Annotated in this window: 25 protein-coding genes; 11 read left to right on the top strand and 14 right to left on the bottom strand. The window is 56.4% G+C overall.

Annotated elements, in window-relative coordinates:
* Positions 1-51: 51 nt before the first annotated feature.
* From GEOB_RS04760 to def, 6 genes are read right to left on the bottom strand one after another with little or no spacing between them, the layout of a single operon-like run.
* Entirely contained in the window at positions 52-939 is an 888-nt protein-coding gene (locus tag GEOB_RS04760) for an NlpC/P60 family protein (protein WP_012646047.1), read from the bottom strand.
* Positions 940-950: 11 nt separating this feature from the next.
* Positions 951-1,283 carry a DUF3147 family protein gene (locus tag GEOB_RS04755; protein WP_012646046.1) on the bottom strand — a complete coding sequence of 111 codons (333 nt, stop codon included), beginning with the start codon at positions 1,281-1,283 and terminating at the stop codon, positions 951-953.
* Positions 1,284-1,325: 42 nt separating this feature from the next.
* A complete protein-coding gene (locus GEOB_RS04750; RefSeq protein ID WP_012646045.1) occupies positions 1,326-2,303 on the bottom strand; it encodes a polysaccharide deacetylase family protein in 978 nt (325 codons plus the stop codon).
* 7 nt (positions 2,304-2,310) lie between these two features.
* Positions 2,311-3,024, bottom strand: coding sequence for a DUF116 domain-containing protein (locus GEOB_RS04745; protein ID WP_049764407.1), 714 nt, complete (start codon positions 3,022-3,024; stop codon positions 2,311-2,313).
* A 50-nt stretch (positions 3,025-3,074) separates the two neighbouring features.
* Positions 3,075-4,013, bottom strand: coding sequence for a methionyl-tRNA formyltransferase (fmt, locus tag GEOB_RS04740; RefSeq protein ID WP_012646043.1), 939 nt, complete (start codon positions 4,011-4,013; stop codon positions 3,075-3,077).
* Positions 4,014-4,529 (bottom strand): peptide deformylase, encoded by a 516-nt coding sequence (gene def / locus GEOB_RS04735; protein WP_012646042.1) that lies wholly within the window; start codon positions 4,527-4,529, stop codon positions 4,014-4,016. It lies immediately after the preceding gene.
* Positions 4,530-4,778: 249 nt separating this feature from the next.
* Here def and GEOB_RS04730 point away from each other — a divergent pair, with 249 nt between their 5' ends.
* Genes GEOB_RS04730 through GEOB_RS04720 form a run of 3 tightly spaced genes read left to right on the top strand, consistent with a single transcriptional unit; the run spans position 4,779 to position 11,043 of the window.
* Complete coding sequence (locus GEOB_RS04730) at positions 4,779-5,375, top strand: TetR/AcrR family transcriptional regulator (RefSeq protein WP_012646041.1); 597 nt, start codon at positions 4,779-4,781, stop codon at positions 5,373-5,375.
* A 37-nt stretch (positions 5,376-5,412) separates the two neighbouring features.
* Positions 5,413-6,570: an efflux RND transporter periplasmic adaptor subunit gene (locus tag GEOB_RS04725; RefSeq protein WP_012646040.1), complete on the top strand. Its 1,158-nt coding sequence runs from the start codon at positions 5,413-5,415 to the stop codon at positions 6,568-6,570.
* 3 nt (positions 6,571-6,573) lie between these two features.
* Positions 6,574-11,043, top strand: coding sequence for an efflux RND transporter permease subunit (locus tag GEOB_RS04720; protein ID WP_012646039.1), 4,470 nt, complete (start codon positions 6,574-6,576; stop codon positions 11,041-11,043).
* 45 nt (positions 11,044-11,088) lie between these two features.
* On the opposite strand, the gene GEOB_RS04715 is transcribed toward GEOB_RS04720, so the two are convergent.
* Complete coding sequence (locus GEOB_RS04715) at positions 11,089-12,273, bottom strand: tetratricopeptide repeat protein (RefSeq protein ID WP_012646038.1); 1,185 nt, start codon at positions 12,271-12,273, stop codon at positions 11,089-11,091.
* A gap of 365 nt (positions 12,274-12,638) precedes the next feature.
* Here GEOB_RS04715 and GEOB_RS04710 point away from each other — a divergent pair, with 365 nt between their 5' ends.
* A complete protein-coding gene (locus GEOB_RS04710; RefSeq protein WP_012646037.1) occupies positions 12,639-13,685 on the top strand; it encodes an energy-coupling factor ABC transporter permease in 1,047 nt (348 codons plus the stop codon).
* Positions 13,686-13,776: 91 nt separating this feature from the next.
* On the opposite strand, the gene GEOB_RS04705 is transcribed toward GEOB_RS04710, so the two are convergent.
* From GEOB_RS04705 to GEOB_RS04675, 7 genes are all read right to left on the bottom strand, one after another.
* A complete protein-coding gene (locus tag GEOB_RS04705) occupies positions 13,777-14,343 on the bottom strand; it encodes a hemerythrin domain-containing protein (RefSeq protein WP_012646036.1) in 567 nt (188 codons plus the stop codon).
* A gap of 1 nt (position 14,344) precedes the next feature.
* Positions 14,345-14,800 (bottom strand): hypothetical protein, encoded by a 456-nt coding sequence (locus tag GEOB_RS04700; protein ID WP_012646035.1) that lies wholly within the window; start codon positions 14,798-14,800, stop codon positions 14,345-14,347.
* 32 nt (positions 14,801-14,832) lie between these two features.
* Positions 14,833-15,054 carry a hypothetical protein gene (locus GEOB_RS04695; RefSeq protein ID WP_012646034.1) on the bottom strand — a complete coding sequence of 74 codons (222 nt, stop codon included), beginning with the start codon at positions 15,052-15,054 and terminating at the stop codon, positions 14,833-14,835.
* A gap of 247 nt (positions 15,055-15,301) precedes the next feature.
* A complete protein-coding gene (locus tag GEOB_RS04690; protein ID WP_012646033.1) occupies positions 15,302-16,471 on the bottom strand; it encodes a PQQ-dependent sugar dehydrogenase in 1,170 nt (389 codons plus the stop codon).
* Positions 16,472-16,658: 187 nt separating this feature from the next.
* Positions 16,659-17,906: a GGDEF domain-containing protein gene (locus tag GEOB_RS04685; protein ID WP_230199014.1), complete on the bottom strand. Its 1,248-nt coding sequence runs from the start codon at positions 17,904-17,906 to the stop codon at positions 16,659-16,661.
* Positions 17,907-17,970: 64 nt separating this feature from the next.
* Complete coding sequence (locus GEOB_RS04680; RefSeq protein ID WP_012646031.1) at positions 17,971-18,279, bottom strand: transcriptional regulator; 309 nt, start codon at positions 18,277-18,279, stop codon at positions 17,971-17,973.
* A complete protein-coding gene (locus tag GEOB_RS04675; protein WP_012646030.1) occupies positions 18,266-19,930 on the bottom strand; it encodes a thiolase family protein in 1,665 nt (554 codons plus the stop codon). The genes GEOB_RS04680 and GEOB_RS04675 overlap by 14 nt, the downstream gene beginning before the upstream one ends.
* A gap of 280 nt (positions 19,931-20,210) precedes the next feature.
* Here GEOB_RS04675 and GEOB_RS04670 point away from each other — a divergent pair, with 280 nt between their 5' ends.
* The 7 genes from GEOB_RS04670 to GEOB_RS04640 all read left to right on the top strand — a co-directional run bounded on the left by GEOB_RS04670 (position 20,211) and on the right by GEOB_RS04640 (position 25,981).
* Positions 20,211-21,128 (top strand): prolyl oligopeptidase family serine peptidase, encoded by a 918-nt coding sequence (locus GEOB_RS04670; protein ID WP_012646029.1) that lies wholly within the window; start codon positions 20,211-20,213, stop codon positions 21,126-21,128.
* Positions 21,129-21,139: 11 nt separating this feature from the next.
* Positions 21,140-21,799 carry a cysteine hydrolase family protein gene (locus tag GEOB_RS04665; protein WP_012646028.1) on the top strand — a complete coding sequence of 220 codons (660 nt, stop codon included), beginning with the start codon at positions 21,140-21,142 and terminating at the stop codon, positions 21,797-21,799.
* Positions 21,800-21,893: 94 nt separating this feature from the next.
* Complete coding sequence (locus GEOB_RS04660) at positions 21,894-22,850, top strand: D-2-hydroxyacid dehydrogenase (RefSeq protein WP_012646027.1); 957 nt, start codon at positions 21,894-21,896, stop codon at positions 22,848-22,850.
* Positions 22,851-22,993: 143 nt separating this feature from the next.
* Entirely contained in the window at positions 22,994-23,347 is a 354-nt protein-coding gene (locus GEOB_RS04655) for a VOC family protein (protein WP_012646025.1), read from the top strand.
* A 4-nt stretch (positions 23,348-23,351) separates the two neighbouring features.
* Positions 23,352-23,819 (top strand): WbuC family cupin fold metalloprotein, encoded by a 468-nt coding sequence (locus GEOB_RS04650; RefSeq protein ID WP_012646024.1) that lies wholly within the window; start codon positions 23,352-23,354, stop codon positions 23,817-23,819.
* Positions 23,820-23,821: 2 nt separating this feature from the next.
* Positions 23,822-24,442: an SH3 domain-containing protein gene (locus GEOB_RS04645; RefSeq protein WP_012646023.1), complete on the top strand. Its 621-nt coding sequence runs from the start codon at positions 23,822-23,824 to the stop codon at positions 24,440-24,442.
* A gap of 234 nt (positions 24,443-24,676) precedes the next feature.
* A complete protein-coding gene (locus GEOB_RS04640) occupies positions 24,677-25,981 on the top strand; it encodes a pyridoxal phosphate-dependent aminotransferase (protein ID WP_012646022.1) in 1,305 nt (434 codons plus the stop codon).
* The last annotated feature ends 154 nt before the right edge of the window (positions 25,982-26,135 follow it).

Below are 26,135 nucleotides of genomic sequence, written 5' to 3'. Positions count from 1 at the left end.
GGTTGTCAATGGGGATGCGCCTGCAGAGGCGTAGGAGGCGGCAGATGGGAATTAACTTTGATACCAACGCCTGATAACAAAGCCTTTCTTCCCTGGCTTTGTTGCTTCGGCATAGTCATTGACGGCAGTCCGTGCTTTCATGATGCCAGCCAGCACCTGGCGGAGCGGGCGAACAACCACGCCTCCGCCGGTACCGCCGCAGTCCAGGCGGCTTTCGATAGTCCTTTCCCTGTCCAGGACAATTATGACATGACCCGACCAGACAATCAGGTCAAGGGGTTCGACCTCCTTTGCGATTTGGTCAATGTCCTTTCCGGCGATGGGGACCGGACTGCCATAGCCGACCAGTTCGCTGGTATTGCGGGGGGTGAAACCGTTGGTTGCCTGGTAAAGAAGGCCGGAGCAATCCACCCCCTTAAGCCGCCAGAGGTCGGCTGTTTCGGCACTGATGGTTCCTGCAGGGCTGAAAAAGGAGTGCATCTGGTCTATGCCCAGGCGGATATTCCCTCCCCAGACATAGCGGCTCCCCCTGGCGGCAAGCATGTCGTCGATGATGGCCTGGCGCGATGGCAGCCGGCGGGAGCGCTCTATGGGCTTTTTGTCCGTCAGGCGGACGAACCGGCGGTCGATGTAATAGCCTGTTTTGCTGCGGTAGGGGTAATCGGCAGTTGTAACCTTGAAGATGCGCAGCTTTCCCCGCGTCAGCTCTTCCTCGATGGTGAATGCCGTTCCCGGCAGGGCGATGAACTCCATGGCCCGGATCAGTCCGCAGTCGTCGGTCTGGAGCGAGCGCCCGTCACGACCACCGAAAACGGCGGCAAAATTGGGGGTATTCAACACCGGTGTCGGCAGCTGGGCCACTGCATAACGTGGAGCCGATTCGGCGGCGAAGCAGGAGCATGCAATAAGAATGAAACATGCAGCGAAGAGATATTTCATATGGAAACCTTCTATTTTAACAGCCACTGGTGAACTGCCGCCCCTGCCAGCCAGGCGGCGAAACTAGCGGAAAGCACGAGGGGCAGCGGCCACTGGCGGCGGAAACAAACCAGGGCCACGGCAAAGAAAAGTACGGTCGGGATGACCCCCCAGAGAACGCCCCTGGTGTAATCGGTCATCAATCTGGAGTCGCCGGGGTTGTCGCTGTAGAGCCAGAGGAGAACCAGCAAGCTCGTCAGCGGCATGGTGGCAATGAGTCCACCCAGGGAGGGGAATTTCCTGTCGATCTGGGTGCAGGCGATGATAATCAGGTTGGCCAGGAGAAGCTTGACGGCAAATTGCATGGGATAATCCGTAAATCAGAGTCAATATCTGAACTTATTTAGCTAGGGCGCACTGCCGGCAACAGCATCTTGGAGCGGCAGAAGCCTTGGAGGGTTGTCGCTGCGAAGGAGCGGCAGCAGCTTCCTTATTCCCTGTGGTTCATTACCGTTGCCATGAACCAGGACAATACTGCCGTTTGTCGGAGTTTCCCCCTTGGCAAGCCAGGCATCGCTCCCCACCGGTATCAGTGACAGCTGGCGCAACTTTTTCAATAATCTGCCATCGGCCACCAATCCCGGAAAACGGAAAAATATCGACGGCAATAGGCCGTTTTCAAGCAGCGCCATCTCTGTGGACAGGACTTCTTGTTCGAAGTCCACCGTTGGGGTCAGCAGAAAATTCAGATTGAACGGCTTTTTGGGATCATAGGGATGGCTGTGGGAGTGATTGACCCAGGTGATAGCCAGCCTGCCTCCGGCCATTTCCCCCTTGAGCCACTCCATTTCACCCTGGTGATGGGCCAGCCAGTAACCGGTTATTGCCACAGCTACCGGCACGGGACCGCCTGTTTTTCCAGCCAGATCAGCCACGACAGTGAACATTTCACGCTCGAACGGCTTCTTCGACGGACATAGATCCACGCTCAGAAACAGCCCGTTCTTGGACGATTCCCCATGGGTCAGTCCGGCATTCTGCAACCGGGGTTGTGCTGTAAGACGCTCCAGTGCCGTGGAAAAGGGGGAATGCGCTGCCGCGTCCGCCTCGCCGGCAGATGCGGAAGTTGTAGTGGAGGCCGGGACAATGGAAGTTTGCAGGCTGCGCGGATTTACCAGGAGCAGATAAGTGACGCCGTCTAGTATGAACTGGCGGATGGCCAGCTGCAGGTTACCCGCTTCGTCTCGACATACGTGAAAAATGGATTTATAACCGGAGATTTTATCTGCAGCAACAGCAGGAGAGGCAATGAGAAAAAACAAAAGCACTGCTAGTAATACCGCAGAATTAAAAGGATTGATCAGGAATACACGTTTCGTTTTCATCTGCACATCAGGGCAGCACCAATCTCAGCGCCTCTTCTATCTTTTCCACATCCACCTTGGTATTGAAGCAGGGGCCGAAGGGGCGATCATTGAGGACCCCGATCACCGGCAGGGGATAACAGTCCTTGATGCCGGAGGTGAGGTCACGTTCGCAGGCGACGGCCACCACCAGCTTCGGCTTTCTCTCGATGATGACTTTGCGGGCCAGGGTACCGCCGGTGGCCACGGAAATGTCGATGTTGTATTTCTGCGCCAGCTCGGCCAATCCTTTGATGTCGCAGCGGCCACAACGGATACATTTGTTGATGTCGCCGGTGACCTTGATCTCGCAGTCGAAGAGCTGCAGACAATGGGGAAGCAGGATAAGAATGCGGTCCGGGCGAACCTTCAGGTGTTGCGAGGTGACCAGGCTGTTGTTCATGGCGACGAAGGACTGGCGGATGGTATCCTTGGCGATACCGAAGATGGTGCCGATGAACTCTATGACCGGCAGGAGGAACTTGATGACTACGCCGCGCATGAAGCGGGTAAAGAATATATCTTTCCCGAAAGCGGTGGTCAGAACCAGGAGCAGTGTGCCGAACAGGGCGACTCCCGAAAGTGCGGCGAATATAACTCCGGCCAGACGTGGCAGATCCGGATGAATGTTGGCCAGACCCGTGGTCGGCACCCACCAGAACAGGTAAATGATGCCGACGATCAGAAAACAGGTGACCCCCATCAGCGCAACAAAGAGACGTTTGCGGGGAGGAGTTTGGGGTAATTTACTGGTCAAGCTGCATCCTTATGCCCGAGCTTTGCTCCGGTAGCGATCTTGTAACCGGCAAGGAAGTCGCCGGCAGGAAGCCTCTTCTTGCCTTCCAGCTGCAGTTCTTCGATGATGACACTTCCACCGGTACAGGCAACCTCCAGCCCCTGCCTGCCGGCACCGATCACCGTCCCAGGCTCGCCTTCACCTTCGGCAATTCTCACCCGGTAGACCTTGAGCATTTTGCCGTCTAGAAATGTGTAGGTGCCCGGCCAGGGGGTCATGCCACGCACCAGGTTCTTTACGGACCGGGGGTCCCTGCTCCAGTCGATGAGCCCGTCTTCCTTCTTCAGCATGGATGCATAGCAGGTCAGGGCGTCATCCTGCTTTTCCCGGACCAGCTTCCCTGCATTGAGCAGATCGAGGGTCTCGGCAAGGGCGTCGGCGCCAATAATTGACAAGCGGTCGTGCAGCGACTGGGTGTTCTCGTCCGGGTCGATGGAGGTTGTTTTTTTTAACAGCATGTCACCGGTGTCAAGCCCCACATCCATCATCATGGTGGTGACCCCGGTTTCCGTGTCACCGTCGATAATGCACCAGTTGAGCGGTGCCGCACCCCGCCAGCGGGGCAAAAGCGAGGCATGGACATTGATGCAGCCATATGGGGGAATGTCCAGCAGACTCTTGGGAAGGATCTGGCCAAAGGCAACGACAACGATCAAATCGGGAGCCAGCTCGCGGATGCTCTCCACCACCTCGGGAACCCGTACCTTGACCGGCTGCATCACCGGGATACCATGCTGCTCCGCCAGCACCTTTACCGGCGGCGGCAAGGTCTGCTGGCCGCGCCCCCTGGGACGGTCCGGCTGGGTTATTACGGCAACGACCTCCTCCTTCCGGTCGATCAGCTTTTGCAGGGTGGGGCAGGCAAATTCCGGGGTCCCCATAAAGATTATCCGCATTTACCCCGCCTCCTGCAGGTCTTCCATGGTACGGCGGTACTTGCGCCGGAATATCTCCCTCTTCAGGGGCGAAATGTGGTCGATGAAGAGAATGCCGTCCAGATGGTCGATCTCGTGTTGAAAGGCAATGGCGAGAAGGCCATCGGCCTTGAAGGTGACTTCCTCTCCCTCCAGATTCAGGGCCTTCACCACCACCCGCTCATGCCTGCGCACATTGGCAGCATATTTAGGAATGGACAGGCACCCTTCCTCTTCATAGGCCTCGCCGTCGGCATGAACAATGACAGGGTTTATGGCAACCAGTAACTGGGGCTGCTCGTCCTTCCCGGTCACGTCAATGACCACCACCCGCTGATGGACACCGATCTGTGGCGCGGCCAGCCCAACTCCCGGCGCGTCGTACATGGTCTCGGCCATGTCCCGCACCAGTTCCCTGACTTTATCGTTAATAACCGTTACCGGCTGGCATTTCTTTTTCAGTTCCGGATCGGGAAAGGTAAGTATTTTTTTAATCATGGCATTTCCTTATACAAAGCCCGGCAAATTCCACGGCTCCGGGTGGGAACCGGATGTGAATGTTACTTGGAGCCATTTGCCTGCACCCAAGGTACAGGCATCAATGCACTATATAAATTCGGACTGAAAAAATCAATCCATTCCTTTTGCCGGCACCCTACGGCAGCTACTTACCGATCGGTAGATTCCCCTTGACCAAACCGCTCCTTAATGGTATTTACCGGTCGGTAAGTTTGACGCGAGGTGACCATGGCAGAACAACAGAAACAGGACGGCGTCAGGGAAAAGCTTCTGGCTTCAGCTTTGACGCTTTTCAACAACAAGGGTTATGCTGCAACGTCGGTACGTGAAATTGTCGAGGCATCGGGCGTCACCAAACCGGTACTCTACTATTACTTCGGCAGCAAGGAAGGCATATACCTGGAGCTGATGAACAGCTCCTTCGCCCAGTTCGATGCATCCCTGGACAGGATGACCACCATTTCCGGGACTGCCGCTGCAAAAATCATCCATTTCTGCTCATTGCTCCTGGTACTGGTCATCGACCGGCTCGAAGTTCTCCGCCTCATTTATGCCATTTATTATGGTCCGCCACAAGGGGCTCCCCCCATTGACTTCGAAGACTATTACTCAAGAATTGTCGCGACTGTCGAAGCTCTGGTGAAGGAGGGAATTGCCCAAGGAGAGTTTGTGGCCAATGACACGAGGGACACTGCCTGGATCATCGTCTCCATACTCAATACCACCATGGAAGAACAACTGTGCCAGACCCCGCCCCGCATTGACAGTAGACAGATGGAGCGCATGCTGGGCATGGTGTTGCAGGGGCTGATGACGCCCGGATAAAGACAGGACAACTACTCCAAGAAAAGGGGATGAAGAAATGAAGCAACTGCTGATGCTGTGCGTACTATGCCTGGCGGCTGGAACCATGGGCTGCTCGAAAAGCGGAGGAGCAGCTGCCGGCAAGGGTGAAAGCACTGTCAAACCGCCGGTAGCCGTGGAAGTTGCCGTTGCTGCCGCTGCCGACCTTGAGGAAGGGGTGGAAGTAACGGGCACCCTGGAGCCAAAATTCTTCGCCGAGGTAAAGACCCAGATTCCAGGCCTGGTGAAACAGGTTTATGTCACCGAATGGGTGCGGGTGAAGAAGGGGACCCTCCTGGCAAGGATCGACGTGGCCGAAACGGAAGCAACCGTCAAGCGGACCGAGGCCGCCATCAAGTCGGCCAGGGCAAACCTGGCCCAGACAGAGGTAGCAGCAAAACGGGCGGACAGGGAGCTGGCACGGGTGAATAAGCTGAAAGAGGCGGGGCTCGCCACCCAGCAGGCCGTGGATGATGCGGATACGGAAGCTGCCGCCGCTGCCGCCCGCATCGAGGCGAGCCGTGCCGGTATCCGGGTCGCCGAAGAGGAGCATCGCCAGGCGAAGCTGCGCCAGGCGAAGGGAATGGTCTTCTCCCCCATCAACGGCACCGTCGCCCTGCGCGCTGTCAATGTGGGCGATCTGGCCAGCGACGCCGCTGCCGCCATGCCGATCTTCAAGATCGTCGACAACCGCCTGCTAAACCTGACATTTACTGTGCCGTCGGCAGAAATGGCCCGTCTGCAGGTTGGACAGAAGCTGCTTTTCACCACCGACGGCGTCCCCGGCAGGACCTTCCAGGGAAGGATCATGTTCATCAACCCTGAGGTCCAGGCTGCCGACCGCTCCCTCAAAGTGGTCGCCGAAGTGGTCAACGAGCCGGAAATCCTTAAGGGGGGACTGTTTGCCAAGGGAAAAATCATCTGCGGCGTCAGGAAAAACGTCTTGCAGGTTCCCCGCGGAATTCTGAGCGGGCTTGACCTGACGGCAAAGAAGGCGACCCTGTTCGTGGTGGAGAAAGACCAGGCAAGACGCCGCCAGCTGCAGATCGGCACGGTCAGCGGCGAGATGGTGGAAATAACGGCAGGGCTGAAAACGGGCGAACGCTATGTGAACCGCGGCAGCTTCAACCTCAAGGATGGGGACCGGGTAGCCTTCGCCGCAGCCGGAGGGAAATAGACCATGGTACTTTCAGAACTGTCCATAAAACGGCCGGTCTTCGCAGCGGTGATGATGTTGGCCCTGGTGGTGCTGGGAATCTTTTCCTACCGCCGGCTGTCGGTGGAAATGTATCCCAACGTGGAGATACCGGTCATCTCAATCGTCACCAAGTTTCCCGGAGCTTCGCCGGAAACAGTGGAACGGGAGGTCTCCAAGCGGATCGAGGAAGCGGTGAACCAGGTGGCTGGGGTGAAGCACGTCATGTCCTTCTCCCGTGAAAGCGTTTCCACGGTTGTGGTCGAGTTCAGGCTGGAAGAGCAGCTGAACGACGTGGCCCAGGAAGCGCGGGCGAAGATTACTTCCATCCGCGGCGACCTGCCCACAGCCACGGAAGAGCCGATCATCCAGAAGCTGGACTTCAATGCCATGCCGGTAGCGGCCCTTGCGGTACAGTCGGAAACGCTGCTCCCGCGGGAACTGACTGTACTGGTGGAAAAGAGAGTCAAGAAGCGCTTCGAGAGCATTGCCGGCGTCGGCAAGGTTGACATGATCGGGGGACAGAAACGTGAGGTCAACGTGGAGATCGACCCGGCCCGCCTGGATGCGGTGGGGCTGGGGGTCAACGATGTGGTGGACGGACTGCGGAGCGAAAACACCAACACGCCCCTGGGACGGTTGACCCGCGGCGGCGCCGAATACCCCCTGCGCATGGAAGGAAAGCCGGAACGGGCCGACGATTATCGGCAAATGGTCATCGCCCGCAGTAACGGCAGGCCGGTAACCCTTGCAGAAGTGGCTGCCGTCGGCGACGGGGTCGAAGAGAAACGGCGGCTGGCGCTGATCAACGGCATTCCCGCCATCGGCCTGGATATTTACAAGCAATCTGGGGCAAATCAGGTCCAGGTGGTGGACAACATCAAGAAGATCATGGGCAAGGTTGAAAAAGACCTGCCGCCGGGAGTGAGGCTGTCCATGGTCCGCGATGGCTCCATCATGACCCGGGACTCCCTGGCTGACGTGCAGGAGACACTTCTCATTGGCGGTATTCTCACCATCGTCATCGTCTTCTGTTTCATCAACTCCTGGCGTTCGACGGTCATTACCGGCGTCACCCTCCCCATCTCGGTCATCTCCTCCTTCATCGTCATGAACGCCATGGGAATGACCCTCAATGTCATGACCCTCATGGCCTTGTCGCTGGCCATCGGCCTGCTGATCGACGATGCCATCGTCGTCCGGGAAAATATCGTCCGGCACCTGGAGCACGGCAAGGACCACATGGAGGCCTCCCGCTTCGGCACCGCCGAGATCGGCCTGGCGGTCTTCGCCACCACCATGTCGGTGGTGGCCGTCTTCGTGCCCGTTGCCTTCATGAAGGGGATCGTAGGCCGCTTTTTCTTCCCTTTCGGCATCACCGTCTCCTTTGCGGTGCTGGTATCGCTGTTCGTCTCCTTCACCCTTGACCCCATGCTCTCCTCCCGCTGGCACGATCCCGCCATTACAGCCCGTGGTCATCGGAAAGGATTGGCAAAATTGCTGGAAACCTTCAACGACTGGTTCGACTATACCGCAGACAAGTATCGAAGCGCCATCGGCTGGGCTCTCGATCACCGTAAAACAGTCATGGCCTCGGCCTTCGCCGCCTTTATCGCGGGACTGGCCATCTTTGCCACCCTGGAATCCTCTTTCATGGCCACTGAAGACAACGGAGAATTCCAGGTTTCCTTCAAGACAGCCCCCGATGCCAGCATGGCCGAGACGGAAAACCGCCTCGGCCTGGTCCTTGACCGGATGAAGAACATCCCGGAAATAGACCATACCTATGCCACCATCGGCGCCGGCGACAGCGGCACGGTCCGGGATGGGCTCGTTTACGTAAAACTCAAGGAAAAACAGGAGCGCACGCGGAAACAGCAGGAGATTCAGCAGGTGGTGCGGGAACGCCTCCGGCAGATTCCCGGCATCACCTTCTCCATCGAGATCGTCGGCAGCATGGGGAGCGGCAAGCCGCTCAATGCCAATCTCAAAGGGGAAGATATCGCCGTCCTCAAGGGACTGGCGGCCAAACTGAAGGAGGAGATGTACAAGATTCCCGGGATCGTCGATATCTCGGCAACCCTGGAACACGACATCCCCGAGTACCGCCTGCGGGTGGACCGGGAGCGGGCACTGTCCGCCGGTGTGTCCACCAACGACATCGTCGCCTCCCTGGGCCGGCTGGTAGGGGGGGAAGCAATCACCACCTATGAAGATGAGGACGGCGATGCCGTCGACGTGCGGGTAAGGCTGCCTGAAAACCTGCGGCAGAACCCGGGGCAGGTACGAGACCTGAAAATTTCCGTCCCCGACGGAGCCGGCAGCACCAAGCTGGTGCCGATGTCAGCGATCACCAGCTACGAGGTGGCAGCGACCCCCAGCGAAATCAACCGCCGTGACCTGTCGCGCCAAGTGACCGTCAGCGCCAATCTGGACAATCTCCCCATCGGCACGGCGGTAAAAAAAGTGGAAGCGGCAGCCAGCAACATCCGGATGCCCCCTGGATACTCAGTAAATTTTTCCGGGGAGGCGGAAGACATGGCTGAATCATTCGGCTACATGGGAGAATCGTTGCTTTTGGCGGTGCTTTTCGTCTATCTGATCCTTGCCGCCCAGTTCGAGTCGTTCCTGGAGCCGCTGGCCATCATGCTTTCGCTGCCCCTCTCCATTGTCGGCGTGGCCGGCATGTTGAAACTGACCGGCGACACCGTCAACATCATGTCTCTGATCGGCCTGATCATGCTCATGGGGCTGGTGACGAAGAACGCTATTCTGCTGGTGGATTATGCCAAAGTCCTGCAGCGACGGGATGGCATGCCGCGGCGGCAGGCGGTGATCGAAGCGGGACGGACGAGACTGCGCCCCATCGCCATGACCACCCTGGCCATGATCTTCGGCATGCTCCCCCTCTTCTTCGCCATAGGCTCCGGCGCCGAGGGGCGTGCTCCCATGGCTCGCACCGTCATCGGCGGTCTGCTGACCTCAAGTCTTCTGACCCTGCTGGTGGTGCCGGTGGTCTATACCGTTGTCGACGACTTGGGGGCATGGCTGAAGCGGAAGTGGAACAAAGAGCATGGGCAGAATTCGGACGCCGGAGCCCCGCCGGCAGGAGAGGCCCGTAGAGGAGCCGGCAAAGTAATCAGGCTGCTTCCCGGCAGAAGGTTTTTCAGGGGACTGATCGGTGCGCTCTGCCTGCTCTGCGGCTCGATGGTCCTTGTGTCCCGAGCCAACGCGGAGGTGCAGACGCTGACCCTGGAGCAGGCCCTGCAGATTGCGGCGGAAAAGAACCGGGACCTGGAGAAGGCCCGTGAGTACTTTAAACAGGTGGAAGGGCGGTATGTGGAGGAGCGGGCAGCAGCCCTGCCGCAGCTTTCCCTGAACGGCACCGTCGCCCGTGACTGGGACGACAGCCAGAGCGCCTTCTTCGGCGTCTCGGGATCACAGGACAGGCGAAGCGCCGAGTTGAGCGCCTCCCAGGTGCTCTTCTCCTGGGGCAAAGTGGGAGCTGCCATCCGCGCCGCAAAAATCGGCCTCAAGACCGCAGACGATCAATTGCGCCTCTACCGTCAAGCAGCAGCCCGTGACGTTTCCGTCACCTTCTATAACGTCCTTCTCGCCCGGGAACTGAACGCCTTTGCATCGCAGAACCTGGAACAGAAAAAACGTCACCTGGATGAAACCCGCAAAAAATACACTGAAGGGATTGCCACCGAATACGATGTGCTCGCTGCTGGTGTGACCGTCGACAATGCCCGCCCGGAGGTGATCCGCACGGAAAACCAGATCCGCACCGCCAGCCAGGAACTCCGCTACCTGCTTGCCCTGGACCATGAGATTGAGGTCAGCGGCGCCCTTGATGCGGCAATAACGCCCCATGCCACGTATGAGGAAGCTATCGCCGTTGCCGAAAAAAAGAGGCCGGAGTTGGCCGATTTGCGCCACCGTCTGGGGATGTACGAGGAACTGGTAAATGTTGCAGCAGCCGACAACAAGCCTCGACTGGATCTGAAGGGAAGCTATGGCTGGAAGCAGCTGGAGATTGGAGATAACAAGGCGGACGGGTTTGCCTGGAGTGCGGGGATCTACCTGAGCTTCCCCTTCTTCGACGGCTTTCGCACCAGCGGCAAGACGGCTCAGGCCGAATCAACCGTCAGAAGTCTCAAGATCGACGAGGCAAAGCAGCTGGATGCCATCGCCCTGGATGCGCGAAATGCGGTCAATGCCCTGGCCGAATCGGAAGAGATCGTAAACGCCCTGTCGGGGACGGTAAAGCAGGCAGAAAGGCTGCTGACCATGGCGGAAAAGGGGTATGAGCTTGGGGTAAAGATCCGCCTGGAGGTGGAGGATGCCGAACTGAACCTGCTGCAGGCCAAAAGCAACTTTTCACGGGCGAAACGGGACTATCTGGTGGCCAGGGTCAACCTGGACTGGGTAATGGGGGTGCTGGGTGAATGACCTGAACCGGCCATCGGATATGGCAGGGTAACAGGAGGTAACCGTTCAGTGCGCCTGCAACGGAGCATGCCTGCCCAAGGCTTCCAGGGTCCTTATCGCTTCTTCGGAACCCTGTTCCGCAGCCTTGACGAACCACTTGATGGCCTCCCTCCTGTTCTGCTTCACCCCATGGCCATGGAAGTACATGAGGCCAAGACTGAACTGGGCTTGATCGAAGCCCTGGTCGGCTGATTTGCGGTACCATTTGACTGCTTCCTTCCAGTCCTGTTTGATACCATCCCCCTGGTCGTACATGTGACCCAGATTAAACTGGGCATCGGAGTCCCCTTGGCCGGCGGCCTTGCGGAACCATTTCACAGCTTCTTTTTTGTTACGTTCTATCCCCCTGCCGTAATAATAAAGAATGCCTAAATTGAACTGGGCTTCGGAAACACCACTTTCGGCGGCCCGGCGGTACCATTTGACCGCCTCCTTTTTACCTTCGGCACCACTGTCATCCCTGTCATAGTAAAAACCGACCTTGAACTGGGCCTTGGCGTGCTTCTGTTCAGCGGCACGGCGGAACCACTTCAGCGCCTCCTTTTTGTCGGCTTCGACCCCTTCCCCCTTTTCATACATGGTGGCGACGGCAAACTGGGCAGCAGGCTTCCCCTGCTCGGCCGCCTTCAGATACCAGCGGGCAGCCTCTTTTTTATCCGGCGCCACACCCAGCCCCTTGTCATAAAGCTGGGCAATTGTCAACTGGGCTGTGCCATGCCCCTGCTCTGCGGCCTTGCGATACCACTTGAAAGCTTCAGCTTCGTCCTGTTTGACGCCGTCGCCACGGCTGTACATCTGGGCCAGGTTGTATTGGGCCGTCACATGTCCCTGATCTGCAGCCTTGCGGTACCACCTGGCTGCCTCCTTCCGGTTGGTCAGGGTGCCCTCCCCCAGTGCATACAAGAGGCCAAGGGCATACTGGGCCTTCACGAAACCCTGGTCCGCAGCCTTGCGATACCACTTCATCCCTTCGGTTGGGTTCGGTTTTCTTACCCCTTTCCCTTCCGCATACATGAGGCCGATCTGATACAATGCCTTGGGGCTCCCGTCCGTCCTGAACTCACGCATGGCCGTGGCGAAATCACCATCATTATAGGCACGAAGCCCTGATTCGTAATCGGCGCGGGCAGCCGTTGCAGAAACAATACAGAAAAGAATTGACAAGGCGACTATGTTCTTGTGGCGTACCATTTCAGCCCTCCACAGCTTGAATGAATTTTTTGTAACTATTGCAAATCCCAAGTCTGTGGTCAACTTTTTAATATTTCATTGGACAAGTGTAGCGACAGTTCCGCAAAATCCATTGACACTGAATATGCGATAGCGTATGGCTCATATTGCCAGTAGTTTCCATCCGGAAACTCCGGATGAGAAACTAGTGGTTTCCGATTCGGAAAGAGGGGATTTTTTGTTCTGGCAAGGAAATCAAGGGCTTGCGCGGAGACGTACATCGGTACGTCGCACAAGTAAGCCCGCAGATTGACGCCGCCAGGGCAGAAAAGAACCCTTTCCGGATTGAAACCAGGAATATTCGTGCCACAGGGGAAGATCTCTCTATGCATATGGCGGACGCATTACTGTCTCCGGCTGTCGGTGGAACCATGTGGGGGGCATCGGTCATCACCATCGCCTACTGTTCGGCAAAAGTGCGCAACAGGCTCGATGATCGCAATGTGCCGCTCATGGGGGTGCTCGGCGCCTTTCTCTTTGCAGCGCAGATGATCAACTTCACCATTCCGGGAACCGGATCCAGTGGTCACCTGGGGGGTGGGCTTTTGCTATCGATCCTTCTGGGACCCCATGGGGCATTCCTCTCCATTGCCTCAGTCCTCGTGGTCCAAGCCCTGTTCTTTGCCGACGGAGGATTGCTGGCTCTCGGCTGCAACATCTTCAATATAGGCTTCTTCCCCGCCTTTATTGCATACCCCCTCATCTACAAGAAGATCCTCGGCCCCAATCCCGGGCGTTATCCCATGACAATGGCCACCATGATTGCCGCCATTGCCTGTCTACAGCTGGGGTCCCTTGCAGTGGTGCTGGAAACTTTTTTTTCAGGCATTTCAGTCCTGCCGTTTCCCACTTTCGTGCTGCTGATGCAGCCCATTCATCTGGCCATAGGCATTGTCGAAGGATTCGTCACCCTGGCAGTGGTGTCATTCATTTACAAGGTCCGACCGGAAATCCTCGAGAATGCCTTCAGTGGGCAACCTGCAGGCAATCATCCGCTACGTGATATTCTGCTGGCTTTCATGGCAGTGGCCATCATAGCCGCCGGCGTCCTCTCCTGGTTCGCTTCAAAAAATCCTGACGGCCTGGAATGGGCCATTTTCAAGGTAACGGGCAAGGAAGAGCTTGCGGGGCCGAACCTGGGGCTTCACGGGGCACTGGCCCGAATTCAGGACAAGACCGCCCTGCTCCGTGATTACTCCTTCGGCAAGTCTGCAGAACAGAAAATAAAGCCTTCGGCAACCGGTGAAACAGAGAAGATCGACCGTAAGGCTGGTACCAGCATTGCCGGTCTTGTGGGCACCCTGATCACACTGGCATTTTCCGTGGTGATCGTTTTTTTTCTCAAACGTCGCAAGACATCCCCACCCGGGTAAAACTTTTAACGTAAAACGAGCAAAGGGTGCCTGTTACGATCTCATCGGGTAACCTGCACCCTTTGCACTGCGTCCGCCAGGAGCTGTAAGCTCATGCTGCTTTTGACACTGCTTCCTGCTCGCAGGCTGCCACCAGCATTTCATATCTTGTTGTAAAGTCTCCGGTAGTTCGCGCTTCGGCAGCCTCATATCCGGCAACAATGGCATCACGGGCGGCTTCTGGCAAAAGCCTTTCCGCAAGCGGGTAGAGAACTGTGTCCTCCTTGCTGATGTGCTCCTTCAGGAGTTGCACATAGGCCAGGGCGTTTTCGGCAATTGCTCCGTCCCGGTCCATTTCCCCAGCCAGGGCCGCCATAGCCGCCTCTTCCATTGCCTTCACGTACGTCCTTCCCTGGTCATGCTCCATGAGCATTGCCGCCACCGGGCTGTTTTCTCTGGGCATGCCGTTTTTCACCAGTGACTCGAACAGCACGTCCTCCTCTTTGGCATGGTGGTAACGGTCGGCATAGTTCCTGATAAAATCCACCCCATCGAGATAAAAGCGATACTCTCTAAAAGTCCCGGCGGCAGTGGCTCGGGCATTCCTTTCCAAAATCGCCAGCATGCGCAGAATAAGCTTGTGCTCAGCAACCAGGGCCTGCGTAATATCCCTTTTCATCTCAGTTTCTCCTCTCGCCGTCAACACCGATGATGACCGTCTCCAGCGGAATATCCTTGCCCGACTGCTGCAACGCCTGCTTGACCATTACATCGAGCCCGCGGCAGCATGGGACTTCCATGATGGCCACAGTGATGCTTTTCACCCCATTGGCGCGAAATATCGTTGCCAGTTTTTCCACATAAGCACCCGTATCATCCAGTTTCGGACAGGCTATGGCCAATGCCTTCCCCTTCAGCAGGTCGCTGTGAAAGCTGCCCAGGGCAAAGGCAACACAGTCGGCCGATATGAGAATATCGCTGTTGTTGAAGTATGGTGCGGTGGAAGGCACCAGGTGCAGCTGCACCGGCCACTGCCGCAGTTCTGAAACGGCTTTTTCCGTTGCCGCAGTCTTTGTCTCTTCTCTCTCGATGACCCTTGCCATGCTGCCGGGGCAGCCACATCCCAGATTACTCATGTTCGTCTCCTTTTCTCTGATTGATGATTTATTTATGCGGCGTTCTTTGCCATATACCCGTTTATCTCTGCTTCGATGCGCGCTTCGTCTTCCCTGGAAAGACCATGGATGGAAACCACGTCCTTCAACAGGCAGATGCCCACTTTGCAGGTGACACAGCCGATCTCGAACCGGTTCAGAATTTCACCTATCTCCGGATACGTCTGAATCACATCCTGAATTGCCTTGTTGCCCAGGTCGTTGTTGAATTCCATCTGGCACCTCCCTCTCTTTGATGATTCTCAGCATACGGCATCAATGGAAGGAAGATTATGACCTGGGTCAAAAAATGTGGGTTTGGGGGAATCGAAAGAAAAGGACCTGTGCAGAAGGAGAAACGACACCGGATGACGGAGCGCGGTTAGCGCAGGATTCATATTACACTTGTCTACATATTTAAGATAAGGAAGAGGGATGGATTTGCGGTGCAGGCCACTCGGGCAGCATGGCCCGATATTGGCTTCAACGCCCGGTTATCTTGTAGATATCTCCGCTTGCCAGATCGGCCACATAAACATTGCCCACTTCATCTTCGCCGAAGGTGGAAATCTTCAGGGAGGTCTTTAAGAGCAGCTTTTTCTCCCATTTGCCACCGGTGCGTCTCAGCCCCCAGATCCTGCCGCTGCAATAATCGCCATAGAAGTAGATCCCCACAAGGGAGGGAGATTCTTTGCCACGGTAGACGAAACCGCCGGTGATAGAGCAGTCACCCTCAGAATGATCATACTCCGCCACCGGCAAGGTCAGACCTTTTTTGGAGCAATCTTTCTTTTTAAAGCAGTGGGAGCCTTCCGTCATTCTCCAGCCATAATTTTCTCCCCCTTTGCTGGCTGCCGGCTGGAAGTCCACCTCCTCGTAAAGGTCCTGTCCCACGTCGGCAATGTAGAGATCTTTTGTCTCGCGGTCGAAGGAGAAGCGCCAGGGGTTGCGCAGGCCGTATGCCCAGATTTCATTCCTGAACGGATTGCCGGGGGGTATCCGGTAGGGCGACACCCCCGACTCCACATCCAGCCGCAACATCTTCCCCAGAAAAGTATCGAGACGCTGTCCGTTGTTGCGGGGATCCCCGGCACTGCCGCCGTCGCCGAAGCCGATGTAGAGAAAACCGTCGGGGCCGAAGGCGAGCTGACCGCCGTTGTGGTTTCTGAAGGGCTGCGTGACACGGAGAATGATCTGCGCCGTGGCAGGTTCGGCAATATCTACATTGGCGCCTATCCCATAGCGTGCCACAGTCGAATTGCCGATGCCGCTGTGATCGGTGTAGTTGACGTAGAAATGACCCTTTTGCTTGAAACCGGGGGGGAATGCGATGCCGAGCAGCCCCTGCTCGGAGCCTGAAGACTTGACCAGCTTCTCGATATCCAGAAATGGCGCCGGCAGAATTTTCCCATCCCTGAGGATCCGCACCCTGCCGCTTTTCTCCAGGATAAAGAGTCTGCCGCTGCCGTCTGCCCCATTGGCGATATCGGTGGGCTCGTCAAAACCGGAAGCGTACTTTTTCAGGGTGATGGAGGGGAAAGGGGCGGCTGCATGGGCAGGGCCGGCGGCATCTGCACCCTCAGGTGCTCCCCACAGGAAAAGCACCAGGAAAAGCATGAAGCTAACCATCATTAACCTTGCCGAGAATCCCATCGCCCCCCCTGATTGTCATGTCGGTTCTGGCCGGTCCCAAGATAATTCTAACCTTCCCGGTTAAGGATGCAATGGCTGCTGGTGGGGTATTCTGTCATGGAAGAATGGAGGACAACAAGATATGGCCGTCGGCCCGGCGGTACGGTCATCACGGAGGGTTTGTCGTGGGGTATATTGCCGGTAAATATTACCTGCTCACCTGGTTGCGCCCCTTGCTCTTTGCCCGGTAGAGGGCTTTGTCTGCGGCCTTTATCACATCGTCCGGCAGGCGCAGGCTGTCGCTGCTCTCTGCTACGCCGATGCTGATGGTAACCGAGACCGTTTTGTCGCCATGGCCGGCATTGCGTTTCTTTTTTCCTTCCTCTGCCTTCTTGGGGCGGTCCTTGCTGCGGATCGACAGCTCGTAGGCGCTGATGGCACTGCGCACATCTTCGAGAAAAGGGATGGCATCGCCCATTTTCCGGCGGGGAAAGACAATGGTGAATTCTTCGCCACCATAGCGGAAAGGCCGTCCTCCCCCCTTCACCGCACCAATTTTTTTCGCCACCATCTTCAGCACCTGATCCCCCACATCATGGCCATGGGTGTCATTGAAGATCTTGAAGTGATCCACATCAAGCATGGCAATCGTGTACTGCCGCCCCATGGACAGCATTTGCTCGTTCAGGGCGCGACGGGAGGGAAGCCCGGTAAGATCGTCACGGAAAGCCATGTTGTGGGAATCCTGAAGAACGCTCACCGCAAGGATAAACGCTGCAGCGGCAATGAAAACCAGGGGGAAATCGCCAACGGTCAGAGTGTTGAAGGCAATGAAGACCGCAACCAGTGCGCCAAGCAAACCGCTGTCGATGGGGGATTTGTGGATCACGACCCGGTACAGGACCAGGACAAAGCCGATGATGGCAACCAGCCATGCAACCTGTGGAACCGGGGAGTCAGAAATAAAGGGGATGTCCAGAAATGGGCGAGAGAAAAATAGCGGCACCTGGCCGTAGTCTTCACGGTATCTGATGATCCAGGCGACCGCTGCCAGCTGCATGGCAAGAAACGCAAAGCGCATCCTTCCCGAAAGGGTGAAGACCCCCCGTTCCCTCACATGGCAGAAGATGGTGATATTGAGAGGAATAAGCAGGCAGAGAAACTGGAAGACGACACGGGGAAGAAAGTCTGAGAGCCCATGCTGGAGATAGGTGCGAAAGAACCAGTAAAAGCCGGCCAGGAGCAGCAGCACGAAAAAGGCCCGCCCCCTGCTGAAGGCGAAACTGAGTATCAGGCCGGTGGCAATGAACAGATAAGGGGAAAGCAGGGCAAGCTCATGCTGCGGAGGAGGCAGGGCCGCAATATGGGGAATCGCCAGGTAGGCCATGACAAGAAGAATGACGGAAGGGGCTAAAATAGTAAGCTTTTTCAGTGCGGCAACCGTCACCAGTGTCATCTCCTGCCATGATTAACATATGCACAGATTCAATACACTGTTGTGCGGCAGCATGTCAACACGATTAACAGGAACCGGCACCAGAGCCACTCTGGATGAAAAAGGATGGTGGGTCGATGAATTCTCCGCGACAGACCGGGCAACGCCCCGGCTTCTTCAGGCGCTCTCTTTTTCTGAAGACAAATCCGCACTTGCGGCAGACAGCAGGTGTCACGGCCAGATGCAGATTCTGCCTGTGCAGCTGTATATGCTCCAGATGGTCGTAGACATCCTTTTCGCCGATGCCGGTCTGCTCGGAAATCTCCCGGGCTGTCAGCTCATTTTTCTCCAGGAGGGCGATAATGGCATGGCGGACGGTTTCATGCTGCTCCACCGGAATAAAGGGTTGGCTCGCCTTCGGCTTTCTTCCTATCTTGCATCACCTTCTTTCCCTGGAATATCCTCCATCCCGATTCGGCAAATTCCATCAGGCCATCCAGGGTGCGCTGGTAAAAACGCTTGACCGGCATCTGGTTGACGAGGATCAGACCATCTTTGCGCTCCAGGCTCAACCTGTCCCCCGGCACCAGGCTGGCGATGCTCTGGTAATGCTCGCCGCCGATGCCGAAGAGGAAGGTATAGCGGCCACCGTTCATGCGGCATGACACCAGCATCAGCGTATTGAGCGGCTGGCTGGTTTTGTAGTCGAAGCGGGTGGTGGAAGTGACGTAGCTACCTTCGACCGTCTCGGTGCCGGACAGGAGGGCATCTATGGTGACCTGCTTGGGTTTCAGCGTACCCAGGGACGGCAACCCCCACGGCTTGTATGGCTGACAGGGACGGTGGCGAAAATGTGAAACCCGCTCCAGCAGGATCACCACATTGTTGTTGATGGGGCCGCCGATGGAATGGGAAAGGCCTGCCTGGAAGCCCCTCTCCAGAATCAGCCGGTGATTTTCCACCACCTGGATCATTCCGGTGGCCCCCAGAGGATGGCCGCGCCCCTTGAGGCCGCCGGTAAGGTTTGTGGGGAATCGGCCTCGCTCGCCGGTGAGGCTCTCGTCGAAAAGACCGTCCAGAAGCCGCGCACGGGGAAGAATACCCAGATCGACCATATTGATGGGACCGAAGCCGTTGAATGGGTCATGCATGTTCACATGCAGCTTGCCGGCGAAGGTGGTGATATCCTTGATGCCGGCCATGCCGTAGGCAGCGGCCGCCGCCCGCACCGTCGCCGGGAATGACTGGAAATAGCGACGGTCGGCGATGGTTGGAATATCCGTGGCGCTACCCACCCCGGTCACCATGACCTCTTGGGGGCGGGCCGTGAGAATGACCGCCGCCACCCCGTCGGACATGGGGCAGAAATCGTGGTAGCGCAACGGCCACCAGTACATGTAGTTCTTGCCGTTGACAATCTGCCGGTAATATTCATCCACCGGAATCTGGAAATTGAGATGGGCATCGGGATTGCGAGCGGCAAAGCGATGGGCCCGTTCGGTGAGCATGGCCGAAAAGGCAGTCCATTCCTCCTCCGAGAGATTCAGGCGCTGCATGAGAGACCGGGCCACCAGTGCGCCGCAGGCCGGCATGGACAGGCCGAACTCCGCCTCGTCCCGGTCGATGACCCCGGCGACAATCTTGGTGGCATCCAGGGTGGAGACGTCGCTCATCTTCTGAATGCCCATGGCCAGGACATGGTCGGAGCGCCCCGAGGCAATCTCCATGTAGGCGTTTTCAAAGGCAGATGCCCCCGACGAGGAAGCGGTATCGATCAACACCGACTTGGCGCCGGAAATGCCCAGCACCCCGGCCACCTTGGCGGCGGTGTTGTCCACCCCGGAAAATGCCCCCGGATTCTGGCTCCCCACGACAACAGCCTCAATATCCCTGGGGCGAACCGGGCTGGATGCAAACACAGCCGCCGCCTTTTCCGCCAGTTCCAGAAAGGTGCACGCCTCCCGTTCCTTGCCATTGTACCGCCCCACCGGCGCCATATATGACGCCGCAATATAGACCCTGCGCGGATGAAAAGCTGTTTTCATGGTCGATTCCTTCCCTCGTTGGCTTTGCGAAGTGTGAATCACATTGTAGCCGATGGGAAGAGATATGCAATTTCCGGCAGGATTCTTTCTGCTCCTTTCATAGCGGCGTCATCACCTTTGACAACCACTAAAATCGGGTTTATAGTGCGCGCAAATTTGGCAGGCATTGATCCTTTTGCCGTGAGGCTGTGATACGGCTATTGAAGCGCGGCGTCGCCCCCGGCGCTTCACCACATTACTGCGCTCCACTGCCGTTGGACAAATCAACCAGGACTAGCACATGCGCGTTCTTTTGCTGTTATTTTTTTTCCTATTGTCCGGCTGCACGTTGATTCAGCGCTCCGTCCACATGTACGGCAGCGAAGCGCCTTCCCCTCTTTCTTTTCACTACAAAGACTGCGGTTCGAGCATCTACTACACATTCACCGTCGGTGACGCATCCAAGGTGGATACCCTACTCTTCTTTTACGGAGCGACAGGCTGCCCCAGTTGGAAGGCCGTAATGCCCAGCTATGTCGGCGGTCTCACAGTCAATGCCCGTATATTCGTCCTGAATAAAAGATTTGTACCGGACCGTTCTACCGGACTGTTCGGCTGCGGCCAGGAATTTCATCTCGCTAACAATCCAGAACAATGGTCAGCCGACTATTCCGAATTCATCGTCGCCCAGATCGGCTCCACTGCGCCCACCCCAAGAAATATCGTCTTAGTTGGCGTCTCGGAGGGAGCATTGACCGCAACCAAGGTAGCCGGGTCAAACCCAGCAGTTACCCACCTTGCGATTATCGGCAGCGGCGGCTACTCGATGCGCAAATCACTCTCCACCCTCCGGGAAAAAGGCCTCATATGGTTCGATGTGGAGTCAGGCTGGAAGAAGATTGCAACCGATTCACGCAGCATTGAAAAGAGTTGGTATGGCAACCCCTATCGCTGGTGGTCCGACGTCATGGACATCGAACCTCTACCCGACTTTCTCAAGCTATACATTCCCATCCTGGTGGGTATCGGCGAACAGGACGAAAGTGTTCCGGTCGATTCTGCACGTTTCCTGGAATCGAAGTTCAAGGAGGCAGGGAAGAATAACCTCACTCTCAGGGTCTATCCAGCTGCAGACCACCGTTTAAACGCTGCCGGCACTTCTTATCGCGGGGAGTTTTTTGCAGAGCTCAGTGACATCCTGCTATCAAGCGTAAAGTAAAGGGGTCAATAATGAAGCGATTGAAAAAAATTCTGTACTGGTCGGCTACTTCGGTTCTTCTTTTGGCACTTATGCTCTTTGCTCTGATCTACTGGAGCATGCGACCCACAAGGGGAATACCCATCAAGAAATATGCAGTTCCACGTGCTGCACTTCTCATCATTGATATCCAAGAAGATTACACGGGACCCCAAGCTAAGAAGCGTTACCATGACGGAGATCGAATTGTGAGGGTCTCTAACGCCTTACTTGCACAGGCTCAAAAAAAGGGAATTACTGTTGTTTATATAAAAAATGTAATCGATAATCCAATCATGTCGTTTTTTACAGACGGGATCAACGCGCCTAGTTCCCCTGGAACGGAAATGGACCACCGCCTTATCAAAGTCCCCATGGCCATAACCCTCTCCAAGAATCGGCCGGACGCTTTTTCCAACCCCGAGCTTGAGGCTTACCTTGCAGAAAAGCAGATAAGCCAATTATTAATCACGGGCTTGGACGGGGCTTACTGTGTGAACGCCACGGCCCGTGGCGCCCTGAATCGCGGCTATAAAGTGACGCTCTTCCAAGATGGTATTGCGACGGAAAGCAGCAAAAGCATTGAAAAGCTGGCACAAAAGTGGAGTGAGGCTGGAGCTCAAGTCAAGGCAGGGTCTGAGATCAGCCCTTGATAAATAGGGAGATGATGTCAGACTTTGCATCTGGTGATTTGCAGGAACCCGGACTGCTTAAGTGCGAGCGAACTTTAAAAACACGGAAACCACCATGAACATACATAACATCCTCATCCATCTCCAGAACACCGTCGATGCCTTTTCCTTCAAGCCGCGTCATCTTGACCAACTACGTCAGGCGCTTCCCCATATCCCCATCACCGTGGCAAGTGACACCAAGGACTTCATGGAGCGACTTCCCGAGGCGGAGTGCGTGCTGGTCTGGCATTTCAAGGCACCGTGGTACGACAAGGCGCCGAAGCTGAAGATGGTTTTTACCCCGGCTGCCGGCCACGACTGGGTTGACGAAGATCCATCGGGCCGGGTGAAGACGCACTATGGCAGCTTCCACGGCCGTATCATGCGGGAAAGCCTCCTCTCCATGATGCTCTACTTCAACCGGCGCATGGGCAAATCCCTGGACGACCAGAAGAACAGGGTCTGGGGACGCCTGGGATACAATGACTGCACGGCCCTTTTCCGGCAGCAGGTGCTCATCGTCGGTTTAGGTGCGCTGGGAGAGTCCATGGCAGAACTGCTGAAGGCGTTCGGGGCCGGGGTTACGGGGGTCAAGCGGCGTGTGGAAGGCTTTGCGGCTCCCCTCGCCGTTGACCGGGTCATCCCCTTTGGCCGGCTGGAGGAGGCATTGCCCCATGCCGATCACGTGGTGCTGCTCCTGCCGGGGGGCGCAGAAACCGACGGTATCTTCACCACCCGGCATTTCGATGCCATGAAGCCGGGGGCTTGCCTGTACAACCTGGGGCGCGGCAATTGCTACAGGGAAGAGGATCTGCTGCACGCCCTCCATGACGGCCCGTTGGCGGGTGCGGGTCTGGATGTCTTTGCAGTCGAGCCGCTGGCGCCCGATTCCCTCCTGTGGCATGAACCGGACATACTGATCACCCCCCATTCCAGCGCCATCAGCCAGGAATATATCGATCTCTTTATTGAAGAGCTGCTTGAAGCCCTGCACCAGGCCGGCTTCTGCCTGGAGAAAAATCATTTGTAACATCTGTGCAGTCGCAACCGGGAGAGCATCATCATGAACGTGGCAGGCACCTTTCTTGGCTTTGCCCGGCAAATGGCCCTTGCCAGCCATAAGCAGCTCTGCTATTTTATGCCCTTCAATTCACGCGAAAAGGACAGGTAACAATGCCGATCAAGATGAAAAATGTGGTGGTCTTTGTTCTCGACCTGGAAAAGGCCAAGCAGTTTTATAAGGATCAGCTCAAGCTGCCCCTGGTGCAGGAGTCGCCGACCATGATGGAGTTTTTCCCCGGCGGTGGGCCTACCCTGGGTGTGGCGCTGGCCATGCACGATGCGGCGAAGCCGCTGGCAGGGCGGCATACCGGTATTACCCTGATTGTTTCCGACATTGAGGAACTGTGCAAGGAGCTTGCTGCCGCGGGCGTCAAGTTTGCCGAGCCGCTGGAGCGGACGCCATGGGGGAAGATGGCGGTGGTGCTGGATCCGGACGGCAACCAGTTCGCCTTGGTCGAAGGTTAACACTGTGAAAATCATCGATAAAAACTTGCTGGACGGCCTGACCCATGAAGCCCAGGCAAACCCGAGGCTCAGAAAGAACTACAACCTGCATCCGACGGACGATTTCTGCTGTCATCGGCTGCTCAACGCCATCGAGCCCGATTCTTACATCCGTCCCCATCGCCATCTTGACCCGGTCAAGGATGAGTCCTTCGTCATCCTCAGGGGCAAGCTCGGCATCATCATCTTCGCCAACGACGGTAAGGTTCTGCAGAGCTCTGTTCTCAGCACGGAAAGCGGGACCGTCATTGCCGACATTCCCCACGGCGTATTTCATACGGCAGTGAGCCTGGAGCCGGGAACAATCTTCTTTGAGGCGAAAGCCGGCCCGTACCGCCCTTTGGCCGAAGGGGAAAAAGCCCCCTGGGCTCCGGAAGACGGGACTTCCCTTGCGGGGAAATATCTTGCCGAGCTGAAGGCGCTCCTCTCCTAACGATGATACTGCGCATCATTCTCATAACCATCTGCCTCGGTCTCTCTGTCCAGACCGCTCTCGCCGCCATCGCACCTCCCCGGCCGTTCAGCGGCGAAGGGCTTCTGGTGATCCGCCCATTCCCTTCCCGGAGCAGCGAACCATGCTGTACCCTCCCCATATACGGAGAGCCTGGCGTTGAGAGAATAACAGACCTGGAAAGCAGTGATCTCCCTTCCCTTACCCCTGTTATTCAGGGCCGGACCGGTGAATACGCCGCTGCCGTAACTGGCAAGAAAGGAAACTGGCTGCACATCGTCTATGACGAAGCAGGACGCGAAGGGTGGCTGAAAAACTCCAGGGCATGGGAGTACGTCACCTGGAACCATTTTCTCAAGGGACGGGCGGCAAAACTTTTGCCCGGGCTGAAAAAAGAATTCTACCTGCTTCGCCACGATCCCTCTGCAACTGCGCCGCAACTGGAAGTTCTCTCCAGGCAGAAGAATCTGCGCATCATCGATGTCAGGGAAGACTGGGCACTGGTTCTGGTCGACCTTACCGCATACGGATGGCTGCGATGGCGCGACAGCGACGGGCGTTTTACCATATCCATCGATGAAAAATTCGACCCACAAAAACATTGACTGGATACCTGGTCTGTGTTATTTGGTTCACTTATGAACAAAGAGCCGTTTTTCAATACTTGCAGGGATGCACGAGCTATGAGCGCAGCGGCGTTTAACGCCGCAGGTCTGCCCGCTGCCCTGTAAGTGTGCGTTGAACATTTACTTATTTTAAAGGCCGTGGGTTTCCCCCCACGGCCTTTTATCATTTGGGATTGGCTGGAATTTTAAAATTCTTAGGAGCGAGGTAAGCGGATGAGAAACGATATTGTCACCCCCGGAGCTGGAGAACTGACCTATGAGATCAGGAACATCGTCAATGTGGCGGAAAAGCTGCAGAAACATGGCGTCAAGATCAACTGGGAAAATATCGGCGACCCGATTGTCAAAGGGGAGGTTATCCCCACCTGGATGAAGGAGATTGTCGCCAAAGAAGCCATGAACGATGATACCTATGGCTATTGCCACACCAGGGGGGTTCTGGAGACCCGCGAATTCATCTGTGGCCTTACCAATAAGCGGGGTGGAGCCCAGATAACTCCGGACGACATCATCTTCTTCAATGGCCTGGGAGACGCCATCGCCAAGGTTTATGGCAATCTCCGTCATGAGACGAGAGTGCTGATGCCTTCCCCCACCTACACCACCCATACCCTTGGGGAGGCGGCCCACGCACTGGCTGCTCCTGTCTGCTACCAGTTGCGGCCTGAAAACAACTGGTTCCCCGACCTTGACGACCTGCGCAACCATGTAAAATATAACCCGCAGATCTCCGGCATCATGCTCATCAACCCGGACAATCCGACCGGCATGGTCTACCCGGTGGAGACCCTGCGCCAGATTGTCGCCATAGCCAAGGAATACGACCTCTTTATTATTGCCGATGAAGTCTATAACAACATCGTCTACAACAACGAGAAAACGGTTCCCATCTCCGATGTCATCGGCGATGTGCCGGCCATTGCCATGAAAGGGATCTCCAAGGAACTGCCCTGGCCGGGCTCACGCTGCGGCTGGATTGAGGTTTACAATGGCCAGAAGGACGAGCGCTTCAAAAAATACATCAACTCCATCCTCAACACCAAGATGAATGAGGTCTGTTCAACTACGCTGCCCCAAAAAACCATTCCGGCCATCATGTCCCACCCGGAGTACGGCAATTACCTTGCGGAGCGCATCACCCGCTATGAGCGCATGAGCAACATCACCTACAATTTCCTCAAGGATGTGCCGGGGCTGGTGGTGAACCGCACCAACGGCGCCTTTTACATGGCGGTTGCCTTTGAAAAAGGGCTGCTTACCAACCGGCAGAGCCTGCCCATCGACAACGTCGAGGTAAGGGAACTGGTGGAAGGCTTGGTTAACGCCCCCGGCGTCTCGCCGGACAAGCGCTTTGTCTACTACATCCTGGCCCATACCGGCATCTGTATCGTTCCGCTTTCATCCTTCAATACCGACCTGCAGGGGTTCAGGGTCACGCTCCTGGAAAAGGACGATAAGGAATGCGAGCGCATTTACCAGACGCTGGCGGAAAAAATCGGCCAATATCTCAAGTCCTGACCAGCAGCGGGAACAGGCTGCAAAGCCATAGCCTGTTCCCGCCAACCTATCTCCGTACTGAAAACTCCCTCTTTCCTGTTTTGCCCCCCCATCCTCCCGTAGATTTGCGAATTTTTGAACCATATTTTTGCATAGTTGCAAAAATGCCACACTT

It is taken from the genome of Geotalea daltonii FRC-32 (assembly GCF_000022265.1).
GTDB classification, from domain to species: domain Bacteria; phylum Desulfobacterota; class Desulfuromonadia; order Geobacterales; family Geobacteraceae; genus Geotalea; species Geotalea daltonii.
This window is presented reverse-complemented; position numbering and strand designations above follow the sequence as displayed.

Excerpts from the sequence above, each read along its gene's own strand:
- GEOB_RS04700 (WP_012646035.1), bottom strand. The coding sequence starts at position 14,800 with ATGAGTAATCTGGGATGTGGCTGCCCCGGCAGCATGGCAAGGGTCATC.
- def (WP_012646042.1), bottom strand. The coding sequence starts at position 4,529 with ATGATTAAAAAAATACTTACCTTTCCCGATCCGGAACTGAAAAAGAAA.
- GEOB_RS04715 (WP_012646038.1), bottom strand. The coding sequence starts at position 12,273 with ATGGTACGCCACAAGAACATAGTCGCCTTGTCAATTCTTTTCTGTATT.
- GEOB_RS04695 (WP_012646034.1), bottom strand. The coding sequence starts at position 15,054 with ATGGAATTCAACAACGACCTGGGCAACAAGGCAATTCAGGATGTGATT.
- GEOB_RS04730 (WP_012646041.1), top strand. The coding sequence starts at position 4,779 with ATGGCAGAACAACAGAAACAGGACGGCGTCAGGGAAAAGCTTCTGGCT.
- GEOB_RS04760 (WP_012646047.1), bottom strand. The coding sequence starts at position 939 with ATGAAATATCTCTTCGCTGCATGTTTCATTCTTATTGCATGCTCCTGC.
- GEOB_RS04655 (WP_012646025.1), top strand. The coding sequence starts at position 22,994 with ATGCCGATCAAGATGAAAAATGTGGTGGTCTTTGTTCTCGACCTGGAA.
- GEOB_RS04710 (WP_012646037.1), top strand. The coding sequence starts at position 12,639 with ATGCATATGGCGGACGCATTACTGTCTCCGGCTGTCGGTGGAACCATG.
- fmt (WP_012646043.1), bottom strand. The coding sequence starts at position 4,013 with ATGCGGATAATCTTTATGGGGACCCCGGAATTTGCCTGCCCCACCCTG.
- GEOB_RS04660 (WP_012646027.1), top strand. The coding sequence starts at position 21,894 with ATGAACATACATAACATCCTCATCCATCTCCAGAACACCGTCGATGCC.
- GEOB_RS04720 (WP_012646039.1), top strand. The coding sequence starts at position 6,574 with ATGGTACTTTCAGAACTGTCCATAAAACGGCCGGTCTTCGCAGCGGTG.
- GEOB_RS04705 (WP_012646036.1), bottom strand. The coding sequence starts at position 14,343 with ATGAAAAGGGATATTACGCAGGCCCTGGTTGCTGAGCACAAGCTTATT.
- GEOB_RS04725 (WP_012646040.1), top strand. The coding sequence starts at position 5,413 with ATGAAGCAACTGCTGATGCTGTGCGTACTATGCCTGGCGGCTGGAACC.
- GEOB_RS04675 (WP_012646030.1), bottom strand. The coding sequence starts at position 19,930 with ATGAAAACAGCTTTTCATCCGCGCAGGGTCTATATTGCGGCGTCATAT.
- GEOB_RS04745 (WP_049764407.1), bottom strand. The coding sequence starts at position 3,024 with ATGGGGGTCACCTGTTTTCTGATCGTCGGCATCATTTACCTGTTCTGG.
- GEOB_RS04665 (WP_012646028.1), top strand. The coding sequence starts at position 21,140 with ATGAAGCGATTGAAAAAAATTCTGTACTGGTCGGCTACTTCGGTTCTT.
- GEOB_RS04755 (WP_012646046.1), bottom strand. The coding sequence starts at position 1,283 with ATGCAATTTGCCGTCAAGCTTCTCCTGGCCAACCTGATTATCATCGCC.
- GEOB_RS04750 (WP_012646045.1), bottom strand. The coding sequence starts at position 2,303 with ATGAAAACGAAACGTGTATTCCTGATCAATCCTTTTAATTCTGCGGTA.
- GEOB_RS04670 (WP_012646029.1), top strand. The coding sequence starts at position 20,211 with ATGCGCGTTCTTTTGCTGTTATTTTTTTTCCTATTGTCCGGCTGCACG.
- GEOB_RS04685 (WP_230199014.1), bottom strand. The coding sequence starts at position 17,906 with ATGACACTGGTGACGGTTGCCGCACTGAAAAAGCTTACTATTTTAGCC.
- GEOB_RS04690 (WP_012646033.1), bottom strand. The coding sequence starts at position 16,471 with ATGGGATTCTCGGCAAGGTTAATGATGGTTAGCTTCATGCTTTTCCTG.
- GEOB_RS04645 (WP_012646023.1), top strand. The coding sequence starts at position 23,822 with ATGATACTGCGCATCATTCTCATAACCATCTGCCTCGGTCTCTCTGTC.
- GEOB_RS04640 (WP_012646022.1), top strand. The coding sequence starts at position 24,677 with ATGAGAAACGATATTGTCACCCCCGGAGCTGGAGAACTGACCTATGAG.